Genomic DNA, 15,159 nt, shown 5'->3' with positions numbered 1-15,159 from the left:
AAGCCGCTATACGGAACGGAAACAAATAATAATTAAACATTAATAACTAACAATTAATAATTATCAACTCATGAACAGAAAACAATTTTTACGACAGACTTTAGTTTTGTTCTGTCTTTTTCAATTTTCGTTTTTCATTTTTAATGCCAATGCGCAAGTAACTATTGGGGCTGACAGGGCACCTAACGACAATGCTATATTAGAACTGGCAAGTGCAAACAAGGGCTTGCTATTGCCCCGTGTGACGCTTACTGATACAGAAACCCCTTCGCCTCTGAACAATCACGTAGCAGGTATGGCGGTGTACAACACAGCTACAGCCGGAGCCGACGACGTGGCTGTAACTCCCGGCATGTATTATAACGATGGTACCCGCTGGGTGCGCCAGCAAGAGGCTACTACATCGCGTACCATTGTGTTTGTTGACACTACAAACCCGAATAATGCGAACACCCGTTTTGATGATGTGTCGCCAACCGATGACGACGGTAATGCGAATGTGGACTTCAGCGACGATGCAAGCCTAAAGGCTAAAACCGCTTACCTGTATGTGTCTACCGATGGGAAGATATGGATATACAACGGTACAAGCTATGTGGCATATAATCAGCCTGTTTCTACAGCTTGGTATCGGATGGGGACGAGTGTAGATGCCGGAGAAAATAAAAAGGATATCATTTGGCGTAACGGAGGTCTTTTTATAGGTGTGTCAAAAAGTTCGATGAATACTAAGTTTTATACGTATGGCAAGTCTAATACTTCAAACTGGGTACTTGGTTCGAATGGATATCAACAATCTTATATGGGTATAATTTCGAGTACTGCGATTATAGATACTCCTATTGCGGCTAATCCGGATAGTAAGTTCGACCAAAGGGGATTGTTTGTTACAGCTTATCAGGAAGTTCCCGAAGGTAAAACCAATAATGGGGTATTGATAGGGCAGAGAGTAAATGCATTCCGTTCCAGTGAACAAAATCAGGATAACAAAGGTAGTTTGAATACGTTGTATGGCATGCAGATAAATTATGGGCATATAGGTCAGAATAATACCTTAGGGACTACAGAATATAGTTATGGACTTTATATTGCGCCATACAGCTCAAATGGGACTATTAATAGGATGATTGATATATATGCAACAAGTGGTTCGGATGATATGAATGTAACAGAACGTTGGGGTATATATATATTAGGTACTAACAAAAAGAACTTCATACAGGGAAAGTTAGGGGTAGGAGCCGGAAGCAGTAGCCAGATAGACGTAGCTTTGAATGTAGTGGGGTATATGAAGATATCGGGTACAGATGCTACCGCTGCAGCTAACCCTCAAAACGGGATGATTCGCTACAACTCTGCAACGAGTACATTTCAGGGCTATGCTAATGGGGAATGGAAAGATTTTCATTAGAAAATCGCTTGCTTGCGCTGCATAGGCTTTGTTAGATTATACAATAGGAGCACATAGAGAGGATTGTAACCGTTTTCTATGTGCTCCTGTCGTGTTTTGTATGTGCCCCTATACGGAGCAAAATAATACCTGATGATTGTACTTATATCTTGCGTAAATCCGTGTTTATTTGCGCTGGTTGCGTTCTTTTTTTGGGATATTATACAAAAATAAGAATAAGCAACTGTGCTGTAAGTACCCGCATAAACATGGTAAGCGGATAAACTGTAGAATATGCTACAGCCGGCGCGTCGTTTCCGGCAACGCTATTGGCGTAGGCAAGTGCAGGAGGGTCGGTGGTACTGCCTGCAATCAAGCCCATTAATGTAAAATAATTCAGTTTCAGGAATTTCCGTCCACATATACCTACTATCAATAAGGGGATAATGGTGATTAAGAAACCACATGCTACCCAAAGCAGTCCGTCGCCCGATATTACGGTTTCGACAAATTGCCCGCCGGCACCCAACCCGACACTTGCCAGGAACAGGCATATCCCTATTTCGCGCAGCATATAGTTTGCGCTGAGTGTGGTGTAGGTTATCAGTTTAGCCTTGTATCCGAAACGGCCGATAAGGATTGCAACGATAAGCGGCCCACCTGCCAGTCCAAGCCTTACAGGCATCGGTATTCCGGGAAAAGCAAACGGGATGCTTCCAAGTATGATGCCTAAGAATATACCGATAAAAATAGTAATGATATGTGGCTCGTTAAGACGTTTTAATGTGTTTCCTAAGAATTTCTCTACTTTTTCGATAGCCTCAAGCTCTCCTACTACCATTACACGGTCGCCCATCTGCAATGTCAGGTTTGGTGCTGCAAGTAGATCTATCCCTGAGCGGTTTACCCTTGTTACATTCACCCCGTAAACCGAACGCAGGCGTAAAGAACCAAGTGTTTTACCGTTGATTTTACTTTGTGTGATGATAATGCGTCTTGAAACCATCCGTTGTTCCGAGCCGCTCCAGTCTACTTCGTCCGGCTCACCTATAAATGCACAAATAGCTTCTTCGTCACATTGTCCGGTAACTATTAACAAGATGTCGCCCACATGAAGTTCAGTGTCAGCCTGTGGAATAAAATAATTATCTCCGCGTTTCAAGCGTGAAATAACAAATTTCTTTTCTACCAGTTTTTTTACATCATACAGTTTGCGTCCGTCCAAAGCCGGATTTGTGATTCTTATCGTTAACTGTTCGGGCTGTATGGTGGAAGTGTTGTTTTCCGCTTCAATTTGCTTGTTTTCGTCATCAAAATTTACTTTGAAAATCAACCTTACCAGTATCAAAGCCAGAATTATCCCAACTACGCCAAGCGGATAAGCCACAGCGTAGCCCAACGCTATTTGTGGAATTTCGCTTATTTGTCCGGCGTCAAATAGTTGTTTCAGTGCTTCTTGTGCAGCCCCAAGTCCCGGAGTATTAGTGGTTGCTCCCGACAGGATTCCCACCATCATTGCCATCGGAATACGTCCTGACAAGATATAGTATATTGCGATGGTGGTGGCAACTCCCAGCAGTACGATAGATACAGCCATGAAGTTTAGTTTCATGCCACCTTTTTTGAATGAGGAGAAAAAACCCGGTCCTACCTGTAACCCGATAGAAAATACGAAAAGAATAAGCCCAAACTCTTTAATAAAGTCGAGCAACATGTGGTTGACCGTAAGCCCAAGGTGTCCGACAAAAAGACCTACAAATAAAACAAACGTAACTCCCAGTGATATGCCAAAAACCTTTATCTTTCCGAGCATAACCCCAACCGAAATTACTAATGCATACAACAAAATGGTGTGTGCTATCCCATCTCCCGTAAATAATGACACAAGCCAGTCCATAAAAAATGATTTTTGATATTATTATATAAAATATAAATTGCTTATATTTAGCAAATTAAGCCCTGTTTGTGAGCATAAAAATAAGGAGTGCCCAAACACTCCTTAAAAAAAGTCTGCAAAAGTAATAATTATGCAGTAATTAATCAATCATTTGTATGTCTTTTATTTGTTAAATGTATTATTGCATATATACTGCAACAAAACGCGCCAATGGAGCCATACGAGCGCGGTTTAACGACAAGGTGTCACCATTTACAGTATAATTATCGGTCATTTCCAGAGCACGCATAAATTGCGATTCGGTTTCCATATTCAAACATGCCATCATGGTCGAGCCCATTTGCGAAAATGAAATGCGGTTGCCATTCTTGATAACATAGGTTCCGAAGAAAGAGTTACAGCCACCGTTTCCGTTTACCCTGTTGTTTTCAAGTTTCAGGATAAAATGAGCTTCTTTTGCTTGGTTTTCCGATGTTTTTACTTCCTTACCGTTTACTTCTATCAGTTTCCAGTATTTTTCGATAATGTCCGATGCTTTTGCTAATGTATAATTAGGCTCTGTAGCCGATTCCATTCTTTTTCCTTTAGTGTCGAGTTGTACAAGTTTGTTTTCGCCCACCATGTATTTCGATGGAGCTTCGTTTTTGTCGATGCCCGACAATGTAATTTCATTCCCTTCTTTGTTCCATTCAAACGTACCTGTTTTTACATATTCTTCAGTGTTTTTTCCCAAGTATTTGGTTCGCAGTTCGTAAGAATTGTTTAGGTTTAATACAATGGTAGTTTGTATGCCTTCGCAATCGGCACATGGCACAACGCCTGTGTAAATACCATTCCAGTCTAATGAATTGTTGCTGTTATCGGCTGTTTTACTTGTCTTTTTACATGAGCCGAGAGAAAAAGCCGTTAAACAGATAACGATTGCCGTAAAAAATAATTTAGTTGTTTTCATACTTAAAGTAAGTTTTAATTTTTTAATTAGTTATTATATTTTTTCAATTCTTCCAGTAATATTTTATTTTCTTCCGGTGTGCCTACAGTTACCCGCAGGCTGTTCAGGCAGAGCGATACTTTAGTCCGGTTGCGTACGATGATACCTTTATCGGTCAGGTAGTGATATACACTGTTTGCGTCGGACACTTTTATCAAAATAAAGTTAGCATCAGTCGGATAAATATGTTGTACAAGCGGTATTTTCTTTAATTCTTCTATCAGATTAGCCCGCTCCTTCAATAACGTCTCAACCCATTGTTTTGTTCGTTCGGCATTATCCAAAACATCCAACGCTTGCTGCTGGGTAAGTATGTTGATGTTGTAAGGATATTTTATCTTATTCAACACCTGCACTATTTCGGGCGATGCAAATGCCATGCCCAGACGTATAGCCGCGCTTCCCCATGCTTTGGAGAATGTTTGCAGTATCACCAGATTGGGGTAGTGGCTTAGCCGGCTGGCAAAACTTTGTTGCGACGAGAAATCGATGTATGCTTCGTCCACCACTACAATGCCGTTGAAATTATCCAATGTCTTTTTTATTTCATCCGGATTAAGGCTATTGCCTGTGGGGTTATTGGGCGAGCAGAGCCATATTAATTTTGTATGCTCGTCAGTTGCCTGTAGCAGCTCATCGGCCGCAAATTGGTACTCGTCATTGAGCAATACCTGTCTGTATTCCACATCATTTATGCTTGCACATACTTTGTACATGCCGTAAGTAGGGTCTATCGCGACTACATTGTCGATGCGTGGCTCGCAAAAAGCCCTGTATAGCAGGTCGATAGGCTCATCGCTGCCGTTGCCGAGAAAAATATTTTCGATATGCACTCCTTTTTGGGTGGAAATACGTTTTTTTACTTCCCATTGCAGAGGGTCGGGGTAACGGTTGTACGGAGCATTGTATGGATTTTCGTTTGCATCCAGATAAACCGATGCTTCTCCTTTAAACTCGTCGCGAGCACACGAGTACGGCTCCAAGTTACGTATATTGGCACGAAGAAGTTCTTGTAAATTCATTTTGGTTTATTTATAAAATAGACTTCAATTTTTTGAGATTACAAAATTACGATTTTTTTCTTCTGCAAATTGCATTTTAGCTATTCTTGCTGTTTTTTTACTTTTGTGCCTCTTATGAAACAGCTTTTTATGGATATTTATTGATTTTTTGTGCGTATCTTTGCGTTCCAAAAAAATATTACGTTCAATATAATATGTAGTCTCGAATTACGGTTCTTGGCTTCTGATTTTACAATATGAAACAATTTAAACGCACTACTGTAACTTCTGCATTGCCCTATGCCAACGGCCCTGTTCATATCGGTCATTTGGCAGGTGTTTATATTCCGGCAGATATTTATGTCCGTTATCTCCGCTTGAAAGGCGAAGATGTGTTATTCATCGGAGGCTCCGACGAGCATGGAGTGCCCATCACTATCAAGGCTAAAAAAGAAGGGGTTACCCCTCAGGACATAGTAGACCGTTACCATGCGTTGATAAAGAAGTCGTTCGAGGAGTTGGGTATTTCATTTGATATTTACTCGCGTACAACTTCGGCTGTACACCGCGAAACGGCATCCGAGATATTCAAGACCATCGAAGCTAAAGGCGGTTTCATCGAGCAGGAGTCGGAACAGTATTACGATGAAGAAGCACAGCAGTTTTTGGCCGACCGCTATATTATGGGTAAATGTCCTCATTGCGGTAATGAAAATGCTTATGGCGACCAGTGCGAATCGTGCGGAACTTCGCTGAATGCAACTGACTTGATAAATCCACGCTCGACAATAAGCGGGAGTACTCCTGTAATGCGTACAACTAAGCATTGGTACTTACCGCTCGACCAGCACGAAGCATGGTTGCGCCAATGGATTTTGGAAGACCACAAGGAATGGAAACCAAACGTTTACGGACAATGTAAAAGCTGGCTCGACATGGGGCTGCAACCGCGTGCCGTAAGCCGCGATTTGGATTGGGGTATACCTGTTCCGGTAGAGGGTGCTGAGGGAAAAGTACTTTATGTGTGGTTTGACGCGCCTATCGGCTATATATCTAATACCAAGGAATTGCTTCCTGATGATTGGGAAAAGTGGTGGAAAGATGAAGATACACGCCTTCTGCATTTTATAGGGAAGGATAATATCGTTTTTCATTGTATTGTCTTCCCCGCCATGCTGAAAGCAGAGGGCAGCTATATACTTCCTGACAACGTTCCTGCTAATGAATTCCTGAATCTTGAAGGGGATAAAATATCCACTTCGCGCAACTGGGCAGTGTGGCTGCATGAGTATCTGGTAGATTTCCCCGGAAAGCAAGATGTGTTGCGCTATGTGCTGACAGCAAATGCTCCTGAAACGAAAGATAACGATTTTACGTGGAAAGATTTTCAGGCACGCAACAATAATGAGTTGGTGGCGATATACGGTAACTTTATCAACCGTGCCTTAGTTCTTACGCATAAATACTTTGATGGCAAAGTGCCCGCTTTAGGCGAATTGGATGATTATGACAAACAAACATTAAATGAGTTTGCTGGTGTAAAAGCCGATGTGGAGCGTTTGTTGAATAATTTCCGTTTCCGCGATGCACAGAAAGAGGCAATGAACCTGGCACGTATCGGGAATAAATACTTGGCTGATACTGAGCCTTGGAAACTGGCAAAAACCGACATGGAACGTGTAGCTACTATTATGCACCTGAGCCTGCAAATAGCTGCAAATTTGGCTATCGCCTTCGAGCCATTTCTGCCGTTTTCGTCGCAAAAGTTGCGCGAAATGCTGAATATGCCGACTTTCGACTGGGCAGACTTAGGCAAAACAGACTTGTTGAAAGCCGGTGCGCAGCTTGCAACTCCCGAACTGCTCTTCGAGAAAATAGAAGACGATGTTATTCAGGCACAAATACAGAAACTTCTGGATACTAAAAAGGCAAACGAACTGGAAGCCCGCAAAGCTAATCCGGTGAAGGAAAATGTGGCTTTCGACGATTTTATGAAGATGGATATCCGTGTAGGTACGGTGCTCGATTGTCAGAAAGTACCTAAAGCGGATAAACTGTTGCAATTCCGCATTGCGGACGGTATGGGAGAACGTACCATTCTTTCAGGTATAGCACAGTATTACCCTAACCCCGAAGAATTAATCGGAACGCAGGTTTGTTTCATAGCCAATTTTGAGCCTCGTAAGCTACGCGGAGTTATGAGCGAAGGGATGATACTCTCGGCAGAAGACGCCGATGGAAAGCTGGTATTGGTGCAGCCTAAGGCTAAAGTGGCTGACGGCTCGGAAGTGAAGTAGACAAAACTAAAATAATTGCAGAAAAAAAGCAAATACTATTCGGTATTTAGGGCAACCCCTTACCTCTTACAAATACCCAAATGCTTCTACCTTGAGTTGCTCTATTTTTGAATGCAGTTCTGTTTTGTTTTTTCAGAGTTTAATGTCTAAATTTGCATATAGAATTTTCTATGTGTTGTGTGTTTGGTTTATTTATCCTTGATTAAAGAAAAGGATAGGTAATTTTACTATTAATTTACAGATATTTTTGGCTATTGAATTATGAAACGATCAAGATACGTATTATTTTCTTTATCTGTTTTTTTGATGGCTCTTAGTAGTGTTAGGGCACAAACTATCCAATTGAGTCTTTCGTCGGAGGCAGGCAGAGAGTACGTTTTATATTTTTATCATGGGCAGAAAACCGATTCGGTATTGGGAGGACGTATCGATGCCAAAGGCGAAGCTGTGTTGCAGATACCACAATCTTATTCAGGCTATAAGGGCGCTGGCACTTTGGCTTTTAAAGGAGGAAAAGGAGGAGGAATAGAGATGATTATTAATAACGAGAATTTCTCGTTATCGGCTAACCCACAGGATGGTGTTTCGTTCAAAAATTCGGTGGAGAATAACTATCTGATAAATTTTTTCAGCGGCCGTACATCTCCGGTTTCGGGTAACGGGCTATATGCTTCACGCTATTTGAAGTTGATGCAATATAACGAGGAACTTAAACAAAAACGTACCCCTGTATATCAATTGCGTAGCTATTTGCGTAAAGAATTGGATGTTGAGGCTTTGTACACCAGTGCCATGTGGAATGATGTAATATCAGGCACTTTTGAGTTATATTCAAATAAAAAAGACTTTGGTATTGATATGACCGAGGTGCTGAAACGCACAAGGGATAAAGCGGTTTTCGATGCGTTGAGCGACGATTTGATAACAATCTGCTTCCAATTTGGCTGGGAAGCAGCACAAGACACTATTGTGTCGTATTTGATAAATTCCAACAGGATAAAACATCCCAGCGGCAAGGTATACGCAGCTTTCGAGCAGCATAAAGTCCGTCCGGGATTCAAAGCTCCCCATTTAGATGTAGATGGGAAGAAAATCGCGCCGAAGAATGTATTGCTTGTTTTTCACGAAACAGGATGCGAAAACTGTGAAATACAGATGCAAGAACTTGTTAAGCATTATGCTGAAATAAAGAAGAAAGGTTACGAAATCATTACTGTCTCGTCCGACCTTGATGAGCATATTTTTGAGTCGTCGTCTGCCCCGTTTCCATGGAAAACCAAGATTTGTGATTACGAGGGTTTTGATGGCGTTAACTTTAAAACTTACGGTATAGTGGGCACACCTACCATGTATTTGATAGATAAAGATGGTGTGGTAAAGGAGCGTTCTGCCCGGTTGGTCGATCTGAATCTTTTATCTGTGAATAAGTGATGTTATAGAACAAAACATATTTTAAAGAGAGTGTCCCAAAAAAGACTTTTGAGGCAGCCCCTTTTTCAGAACAGATTAATCTCCTATTAGTAAATAAAGATGCTAATAGGAGATTTCTTTTTTCCTGTCTTTCTTAAACGACGAAATAGGTATGTTCTTATAAATTTCACTATTTTTGTATAACCAATATATCTTTGCTTTAAGTTAACAAATCGTGATAATATAGTCGGATTGGATTTTTCTACACAAGATATTAAGTTTATAGCCGGAATTGGTCCCAAGCGGGCCGATATGCTGAACAAAGAACTCGGTATTCGTACAGTGGACGATTTACTTCGTCATTACCCATATAAATACGTAGACCGCAGCCGCTTTTACTATCTGCATGAAATTTCGGAAGATATGCCTTTTATTCAGGTGAAGGGCAGGATTGTCCGTTTCGAAAAAGTAGGCGAGGGACGTAACCAGCGGCTTACGGCCGCTTTTTCGGATGGGCACGGAGGAGTGATTGAACTGGTGTGGTTTAAGGGAATAAAATATATCTTGGACAAATATAAGGTAAATACCGAATATGTTGTTTTTGGTAAGCCAACCTTATTCAACGGGCATTACAATATAGCGCACCCCGAAATGGAACTGCTGTCGGAGCTTCCACCTGTAGAACAAATGGGGTTGCAGCCTTTTTACAATACTACGGAGAAAATGAAGAATAATTACCTGAATTCGAAAGCCGTTCAGAAAATTGTTTTTTCCGTTGTTCAACCCCTGAAAAACAGTAATCTGCCCGAGAGCCTTCCGGAGTATGTATTGAAGAAATACGCCCTGCTCAACTTGAAGGAGTCGTTGCAGAATATCCATTTTCCGCAAAATGCAAAAATACTGAACGATGCGAGGCAGCGACTGAAGTTCGAAGAATTGTTCTACATCCAGTTGAGCATTTTGCAGCAAACGAGTTGGCGCAATCATAATATAAAGGGGCTTCTTTTTGAGCATATAGGCTATTATTTCAATAAATTCTATAATGACTATCTGCCCTTTGAGCTGACAGGAGCACAAAAGAGGGTATTGCGCGAAATCCGTATTGATGTTGGCACGGGTAAGCAAATGAATCGGTTGCTACAGGGGGATGTGGGCAGTGGGAAAACACTGGTTGCATTAATGGCTATGCTGATGGCTGTTGACAATGGTTATCAGGCAGCTATGATGGCTCCTACCGAGATTTTGGCAACACAGCATTTTGTTTCGCTTACCGAAATGTTGGGCGATTTAGGTGTAAATGTCGCCTTACTTACAGGCTCCACTAAGCTAAAAGAACGGGAGAAACTGCACGAGCAGTTGCGTAACGGTGAACTTCATTTGCTTGTAGGTACACATGCGTTAATAGAAGATACGGTTCAGTTTAAAAACCTAGGCTTGGTGGTTATCGACGAGCAGCATCGCTTTGGAGTGGAACAGCGCGCACGCCTTTGGCGAAAAAACGTGAATCCTCCACATGTGTTGGTGATGACGGCTACACCTATTCCCCGTACGCTGGCTATGACGCTTTACGGTGACCTGAGTGTATCGGTGATAGACGAGTTGCCTCCCGGGCGCAAACCGATACAGACATTCCATTATTATCAGGATAAGAGGAATGCGCTGAATGGCTTTATCGCCAAACAGATAGAAGCCGGAAGGCAGGTTTATATAGTGTATCCGTTGATACAGGAATCGGAAAAAATGGATTTACGCAATCTGGAAGAAGGGTTTGAATATATGCGTGAGGCGTTTCCACAGTACCAGATAAGCATGGTTCACGGTAAGATGAAAGCTGCCGATAAGGACTATCAGATGCAAAAGTTCGTGGAAGGTAAAACCCGGATTATGGTAGCCACTACTGTGATAGAGGTAGGTGTAAATGTGCCTAATGCTTCGGTAATGGTAATTGAAAATGCTGAGCGCTTCGGGCTGTCGCAGTTGCATCAGTTGCGTGGTCGCGTGGGACGTGGAGCCGACCAGTCTTTTTGTATCCTACTTACCAGCTATAAACTCTCGGCTGATACCCGCAAGCGTATGGAAATAATGGTAAGGACAAAAGATGGTTTTGAAATATCGGAAGCGGACTTGCAGCTACGGGGACCGGGCGATCTGGATGGAACCCAGCAAAGTGGAATACCGTTCGACCTGAAAATAGCCAACTTGGCTAAGGATGGTAAAATGCTTGAAATAGCCCGCCAAACAGCTATGGATATACTGGAAGAAGACCCGATGCTGGAGAAAGAAGAAAATAAAATACTTGCATTGCAATTGCGCAAGATGAGGAATAAAAATTTTAACTGGAGTGTGATAGGTTGATATTAATTAAAAATAAAGAAATTGTGTCGGTAGGAATAGAATCTCTAATCAGACATTCTAAACAGAAATAATACAAAACAAACTAGTATTATCATAAAAAATGAGCGGTATGAGACGCTCATTTTTTACGTTTATCTCTCTCTTGTTTTTCAAATAAACAAAACCTGCAATTACTTTTAATATGACTCATTCCTTAATTTCGGGTTTGGCTTTACAATATACTTCAAGATTTATCAGCCGTTCATAATCATTATCGTTGATAACACACTCCACATTGATTTTTATGGTATATAATTCCCCTTCTTTTGAAATTTTTACAGTACCACCATTATTAAAATAGAGTCCCCGTTTATAATCTAAGCGTGATTCTACCATAGTTCCATAGTGACCGATATAATCACTTGCCTTAGACTCCCATTTATTCTCGAAAGAATCGGAATAGGTACCTTCTATTTCGGGAGTACTAGAAAAGCATGCGAATTGAAGATAAACAGCGCTTCTGTTGACATCTGTTAATACGATACTATGACTGTATACAGTCCCGCTCTTAAAAGAGGAAGATATATCCGTCGTTCGTACAATAAAGGTATGGATATCATGTTTATTTCCTCCCTTTATTTCTGCCCAGCCTATTGCCGTAGCATCTTCTTCGGGTTCATTCCCTACTTCACACGAATAAAAAACTAGCGACAATATCGCCAATAAAATCCACTGTAATTTAATTTTTTTCATGATTAGATACTTTTTTAGCGTTAACTTGAATATCAAAGATAATAGAAATATCTGAAGAACAGGTAAAAAGCTATAAAAAACAAACAAAAAATTAAAGAGTTTATTTTATACAATATAAAAGCTATCTAAACACTAACGAGCTATTGGATAATTGTACACGGTAAAAATAATTTTTGTAATTTTACACTGTGTATAAAATTTACGATTCAAAAATGGCAATTAGCCATACTTTGGATTAACCAAATCTGTTTTAAATCTGTGAAAATTTGAACTGTCAATCGACTAAGAAACTAATAACTGCTAACTAATAACTGGTAATTACTAGCTTGTAACTGGTAACTGTCCGAAGGGCGAAGTAACTCGTAACTAAAAAAATATAACTATGGAAAGAACACTTGTGATTTTAAAACCCAGTGCCATTCAGCGCGAATTGGTAGGTGAGGTTATCTCCCGTTTCGAACGTAAGGGCTTGCGTTTATGCGGTATCAAGATGATGCAGTTGGATGATGAGATACTGTCGGAACACTATGCCCATATCGAGGGGCGTCCTTTTTTTCAACGCCTTAAAGATGCCATGATGATAACACCTGTTATTGTTTGTTGCTGGGAAGGGCTGGATGCCGTAAATGTAGTACGTACAATGACCGGCTCTACGAATTGCCGGAATGCAGCGCCCGGAACTATACGGGGCGATTTCGGAATCAGTACGCAGGAGAATATTGTGCATGCGTCCGATTCTCCTGAAAACGCCGAGATAGAGTTAGCACGTTTTTTTAAGAAGAACGAATTTTTTGATTTCAAGAAAATATCGTTCGACTATCTGTATGCAAATGATGAAGTGTGATAAAAGAAGGTATACATAAGGTATACATGTTTTTAAAAACAAAAAAGTGTAATTATTTGATTTTCAGATAGTTGCGATTTCGCGATTTAACACAGTGGATTTACGGTGAAGTGGCATATTACTGAAGTTTATTGTTGATAGGTTGCTCCTCAGCAGAGCCTATGTCCTCGTCAACTTCACGCGGAAGATAATAATTATTTTGCTGATAGTTTTACCAACTATTTTTCAGTACATTGCCGGATTTTGGAAAAAACGTGCCAAGCCGAAAAAGCCAGCATACTTTTTTTTAAAACATATCTTATTTCCTAACAGCTACTAAGAGGCAGTTAGGTCAGCCTTTATCCATCAAATAAAAATCCATCAGAGCTATAGCAGTCATAGCTTCTACTATAGGCACTGCACGGGGAAGAACACAGGGGTCGTGCCGCCCATGCGCTTTTAATTCAATCTCCTGATTGTGAACATCTACAGTACGCTGTGGTTTTGATATGGTAGCAACAGGCTTGAACAAAACCCGGAAATCAATATCTTGTCCGTTGCTTATCCCGCCTTGTATCCCGCCCGAATAATTGGTAAGGGTATTCGGCATGCCTTTTCCCGCAATAAAGGCATCATTTATTTCCGAGCCTTTCATGCCTACACCTTCAAAACCTTCGCCATAATCAAATCCGTGTACGGCGTTTATACTGAACATAGCTTGTGCCAGACGTGCCGAAAGTTTATCAAACACCGGATTTCCCCAGCCCACGGGCACATTCTTTACCGTACAAGCAATGATGCCTCCTACAGAATCTCCCTGCTCTTTCATTTCTTTGATATAAGATATCATCTTATCGGCGGTATCAGGCTCCGGACAGCGAACCGGGTTGGTTTCTATCAAAGAATAATCTACCTCACCTGCGGTTTGCTGCATTTTGATATGCCCCACTTGCGAAGTATAAGCAACGATTTCGACACCTACGTTTCTGAGAGCCAACTTTGCGATAGCTCCTGCCACTACCCTACCCGCTGTTTCGCGGGCCGAGCTACGCCCCCCGCCCCTGTGGTCGCGTATGCCATATTTCTGCTGATACGTAAAATCGGCGTGCGACGGACGGTAAACGTCTTTCAGATGCTCGTAGTCGTGGCTATGCTGGTTGGTATTCCAAATAACAAAAGCAATGGGCGTTCCGGTAGTTTTTCCCTCGAAAATACCTGAGAGAAACTCCACTTTGTCATCTTCTTTGCGAGGTGTGGAAATGTCGGACTGACCGGGACGACGACGGTTCAACTCACTTTGAATAAATTCCTCGTCTATCTCGATGTTAGACGGGCATCCGTCAACAATACCCCCGATTGCCCGCCCGTGCGACTCACCAAACGAAGTAAACGTAAATATTTTTCCAAACGTATTCGACATATCCTGCTATTATTATTCCGTTTGTTTCACCAGTTTGTTATTTTATCAAAAAACAAAAGTAGTGAAAAAGTAAAATCTAAAAAAATGGATATTGCACACAACCGCACAATATCCATAATATAAAAAGAGTTCTTAATAATTACGCTTCTTAGTGGCAACCACCGCAACCACAACCGTCGTCGCTATCGCAATCGCCATCGTCGCAACCGCCGCAACCACAGCCGCCTCCCATCAACGATGCCAATTCCTGCTCGGTAGCATCACGTACTTCAAGGATGCTTCCTTTAAAGTGCAATGTTTCTCCCGCCAACGGATGGTTCAGGTCAACTGTAACTTTATCTGCTCCTACCTTTACTATCTGGGCATTCAGGCGGTTGCCGTCCGAATCCATCAAAGGTACCATATTGCCCTCTGCTATCATCTCGGTATCAAGCTTTCCGTCTATCTCGAAAATAGAACGATCCAAGTCGATAACGTTTTCGTCCATATAAGGGCCATAAGCGTCTTCGTTGTTTATAGTAAAATCGAATTTATCACCTTTTTGTAAGCCGAAAAGATGTTCTTCGAATTTCGGAAGCATCATGTTTACCCCGAAAATAAATGTCAACGGCTCTTCTTTCGTTGCACGTTCCATCAATTCCAATTCGCCGCCTTCAGCTGCTGCGTCAACACGCAATTCGTATTCGGCCGCAACATACTTGTTTACTGTAATTTTCATTTTTTCTTATTGTTTTATTTAAATAGTTTATTTTCTTGTTTTCAGAATAAGTACATCGTCTTAGCATGAAAGAATACCATAAAAACAGACCTAAAAATATTCGTAAAATTCAAAACAGTTTCTTA

The 15,159-nt window shown here is 41.3% G+C and carries 11 protein-coding genes; 5 read left to right on the top strand and 6 right to left on the bottom strand.

Going from position 1 to position 15,159, the window contains the following annotated elements; translation table 11 throughout:
- Nucleotides 1-70: 70 nt before the first annotated feature.
- Complete coding sequence (locus D0T49_RS06915; protein ID WP_163629868.1) at nt 71-1,411, top strand: hypothetical protein; 1,341 nt, start codon at nt 71-73, stop codon at nt 1,409-1,411.
- Between the two features lie 199 nt (nt 1,412-1,610).
- On the opposite strand, the gene D0T49_RS06910 is transcribed toward D0T49_RS06915, so the two are convergent.
- The 3 genes from D0T49_RS06910 to hisC all read right to left on the bottom strand — a co-directional run bounded on the left by D0T49_RS06910 (nt 1,611) and on the right by hisC (nt 5,300).
- Complete coding sequence (locus D0T49_RS06910; RefSeq protein ID WP_163629867.1) at nt 1,611-3,287, bottom strand: putative transporter; 1,677 nt, start codon at nt 3,285-3,287, stop codon at nt 1,611-1,613.
- A gap of 178 nt (nt 3,288-3,465) precedes the next feature.
- Nucleotides 3,466-4,239: an META domain-containing protein gene (locus D0T49_RS06905; RefSeq protein ID WP_163629866.1), complete on the bottom strand. Its 774-nt coding sequence runs from the start codon at nt 4,237-4,239 to the stop codon at nt 3,466-3,468.
- 26 nt (nt 4,240-4,265) lie between these two features.
- Nucleotides 4,266-5,300 carry a histidinol-phosphate transaminase gene (gene hisC, locus D0T49_RS06900; protein WP_163629865.1) on the bottom strand — a complete coding sequence of 345 codons (1,035 nt, stop codon included), beginning with the start codon at nt 5,298-5,300 and terminating at the stop codon, nt 4,266-4,268.
- Nucleotides 5,301-5,536: 236 nt separating this feature from the next.
- Between hisC and metG the strand changes: the two genes are divergently transcribed.
- From metG to recG, 3 genes are all read left to right on the top strand, one after another.
- On the top strand, nt 5,537-7,576 hold the full coding sequence (gene metG / locus D0T49_RS06895) for a methionine--tRNA ligase (RefSeq protein ID WP_163629864.1): 2,040 nt from the start codon (nt 5,537-5,539) through the stop codon (nt 7,574-7,576).
- A gap of 261 nt (nt 7,577-7,837) precedes the next feature.
- Nucleotides 7,838-9,007 (top strand): peroxiredoxin, encoded by a 1,170-nt coding sequence (locus D0T49_RS06890; protein ID WP_163629863.1) that lies wholly within the window; start codon nt 7,838-7,840, stop codon nt 9,005-9,007.
- Between the two features lie 231 nt (nt 9,008-9,238).
- Nucleotides 9,239-11,341: an ATP-dependent DNA helicase RecG gene (gene recG / locus D0T49_RS06885; protein WP_163629862.1), complete on the top strand. Its 2,103-nt coding sequence runs from the start codon at nt 9,239-9,241 to the stop codon at nt 11,339-11,341.
- Nucleotides 11,342-11,527: 186 nt separating this feature from the next.
- On the opposite strand, the gene D0T49_RS06880 is transcribed toward recG, so the two are convergent.
- Complete coding sequence (locus D0T49_RS06880) at nt 11,528-12,073, bottom strand: hypothetical protein (protein ID WP_163629861.1); 546 nt, start codon at nt 12,071-12,073, stop codon at nt 11,528-11,530.
- A gap of 382 nt (nt 12,074-12,455) precedes the next feature.
- On the opposite strand from D0T49_RS06880, the gene ndk reads away from it, so the two are divergent.
- Nucleotides 12,456-12,917: a nucleoside-diphosphate kinase gene (gene ndk, locus D0T49_RS06875; protein WP_163629860.1), complete on the top strand. Its 462-nt coding sequence runs from the start codon at nt 12,456-12,458 to the stop codon at nt 12,915-12,917.
- Nucleotides 12,918-13,248: 331 nt separating this feature from the next.
- Here ndk and aroC read toward each other — a convergent pair whose 3' ends face one another.
- Together aroC and D0T49_RS06865 are read right to left on the bottom strand one after the other, a co-directional pair.
- Nucleotides 13,249-14,316 carry a chorismate synthase gene (gene aroC / locus D0T49_RS06870; RefSeq protein WP_163629859.1) on the bottom strand — a complete coding sequence of 356 codons (1,068 nt, stop codon included), beginning with the start codon at nt 14,314-14,316 and terminating at the stop codon, nt 13,249-13,251.
- A 148-nt stretch (nt 14,317-14,464) separates the two neighbouring features.
- Nucleotides 14,465-15,034 (bottom strand): peptidylprolyl isomerase, encoded by a 570-nt coding sequence (locus tag D0T49_RS06865; protein ID WP_163629858.1) that lies wholly within the window; start codon nt 15,032-15,034, stop codon nt 14,465-14,467.
- Between the last annotated feature and the right edge of the window lie 125 nt (nt 15,035-15,159).

The sequence above is a fragment of the Paludibacter sp. 221 genome (genome assembly GCF_010501035.1).
Taxonomy (GTDB): Bacteria; Bacteroidota; Bacteroidia; order Bacteroidales; family Paludibacteraceae; genus QVMH01.
The sequence above is the reverse complement of the archived record's forward strand: the minus strand, read 5'-3'. Positions and strand labels throughout refer to the sequence as shown.

What these genes read in the sequence shown, in the direction of transcription:
- D0T49_RS06910 (WP_163629867.1), bottom strand. Translation starts at nt 3,287, where the DNA reads ATGGACTGGCTTGTGTCATTATTTACGGGAGATGGGATAGCACACACC.
- D0T49_RS06905 (WP_163629866.1), bottom strand. Translation starts at nt 4,239, where the DNA reads ATGAAAACAACTAAATTATTTTTTACGGCAATCGTTATCTGTTTAACG.
- hisC (WP_163629865.1), bottom strand. Translation starts at nt 5,300, where the DNA reads ATGAATTTACAAGAACTTCTTCGTGCCAATATACGTAACTTGGAGCCG.
- D0T49_RS06880 (WP_163629861.1), bottom strand. Translation starts at nt 12,073, where the DNA reads ATGAAAAAAATTAAATTACAGTGGATTTTATTGGCGATATTGTCGCTA.
- metG (WP_163629864.1), top strand. Translation starts at nt 5,537, where the DNA reads ATGAAACAATTTAAACGCACTACTGTAACTTCTGCATTGCCCTATGCC.
- ndk (WP_163629860.1), top strand. Translation starts at nt 12,456, where the DNA reads ATGGAAAGAACACTTGTGATTTTAAAACCCAGTGCCATTCAGCGCGAA.
- aroC (WP_163629859.1), bottom strand. Translation starts at nt 14,316, where the DNA reads ATGTCGAATACGTTTGGAAAAATATTTACGTTTACTTCGTTTGGTGAG.
- D0T49_RS06865 (WP_163629858.1), bottom strand. Translation starts at nt 15,034, where the DNA reads ATGAAAATTACAGTAAACAAGTATGTTGCGGCCGAATACGAATTGCGT.
- D0T49_RS06915 (WP_163629868.1), top strand. Translation starts at nt 71, where the DNA reads ATGAACAGAAAACAATTTTTACGACAGACTTTAGTTTTGTTCTGTCTT.
- D0T49_RS06890 (WP_163629863.1), top strand. Translation starts at nt 7,838, where the DNA reads ATGAAACGATCAAGATACGTATTATTTTCTTTATCTGTTTTTTTGATG.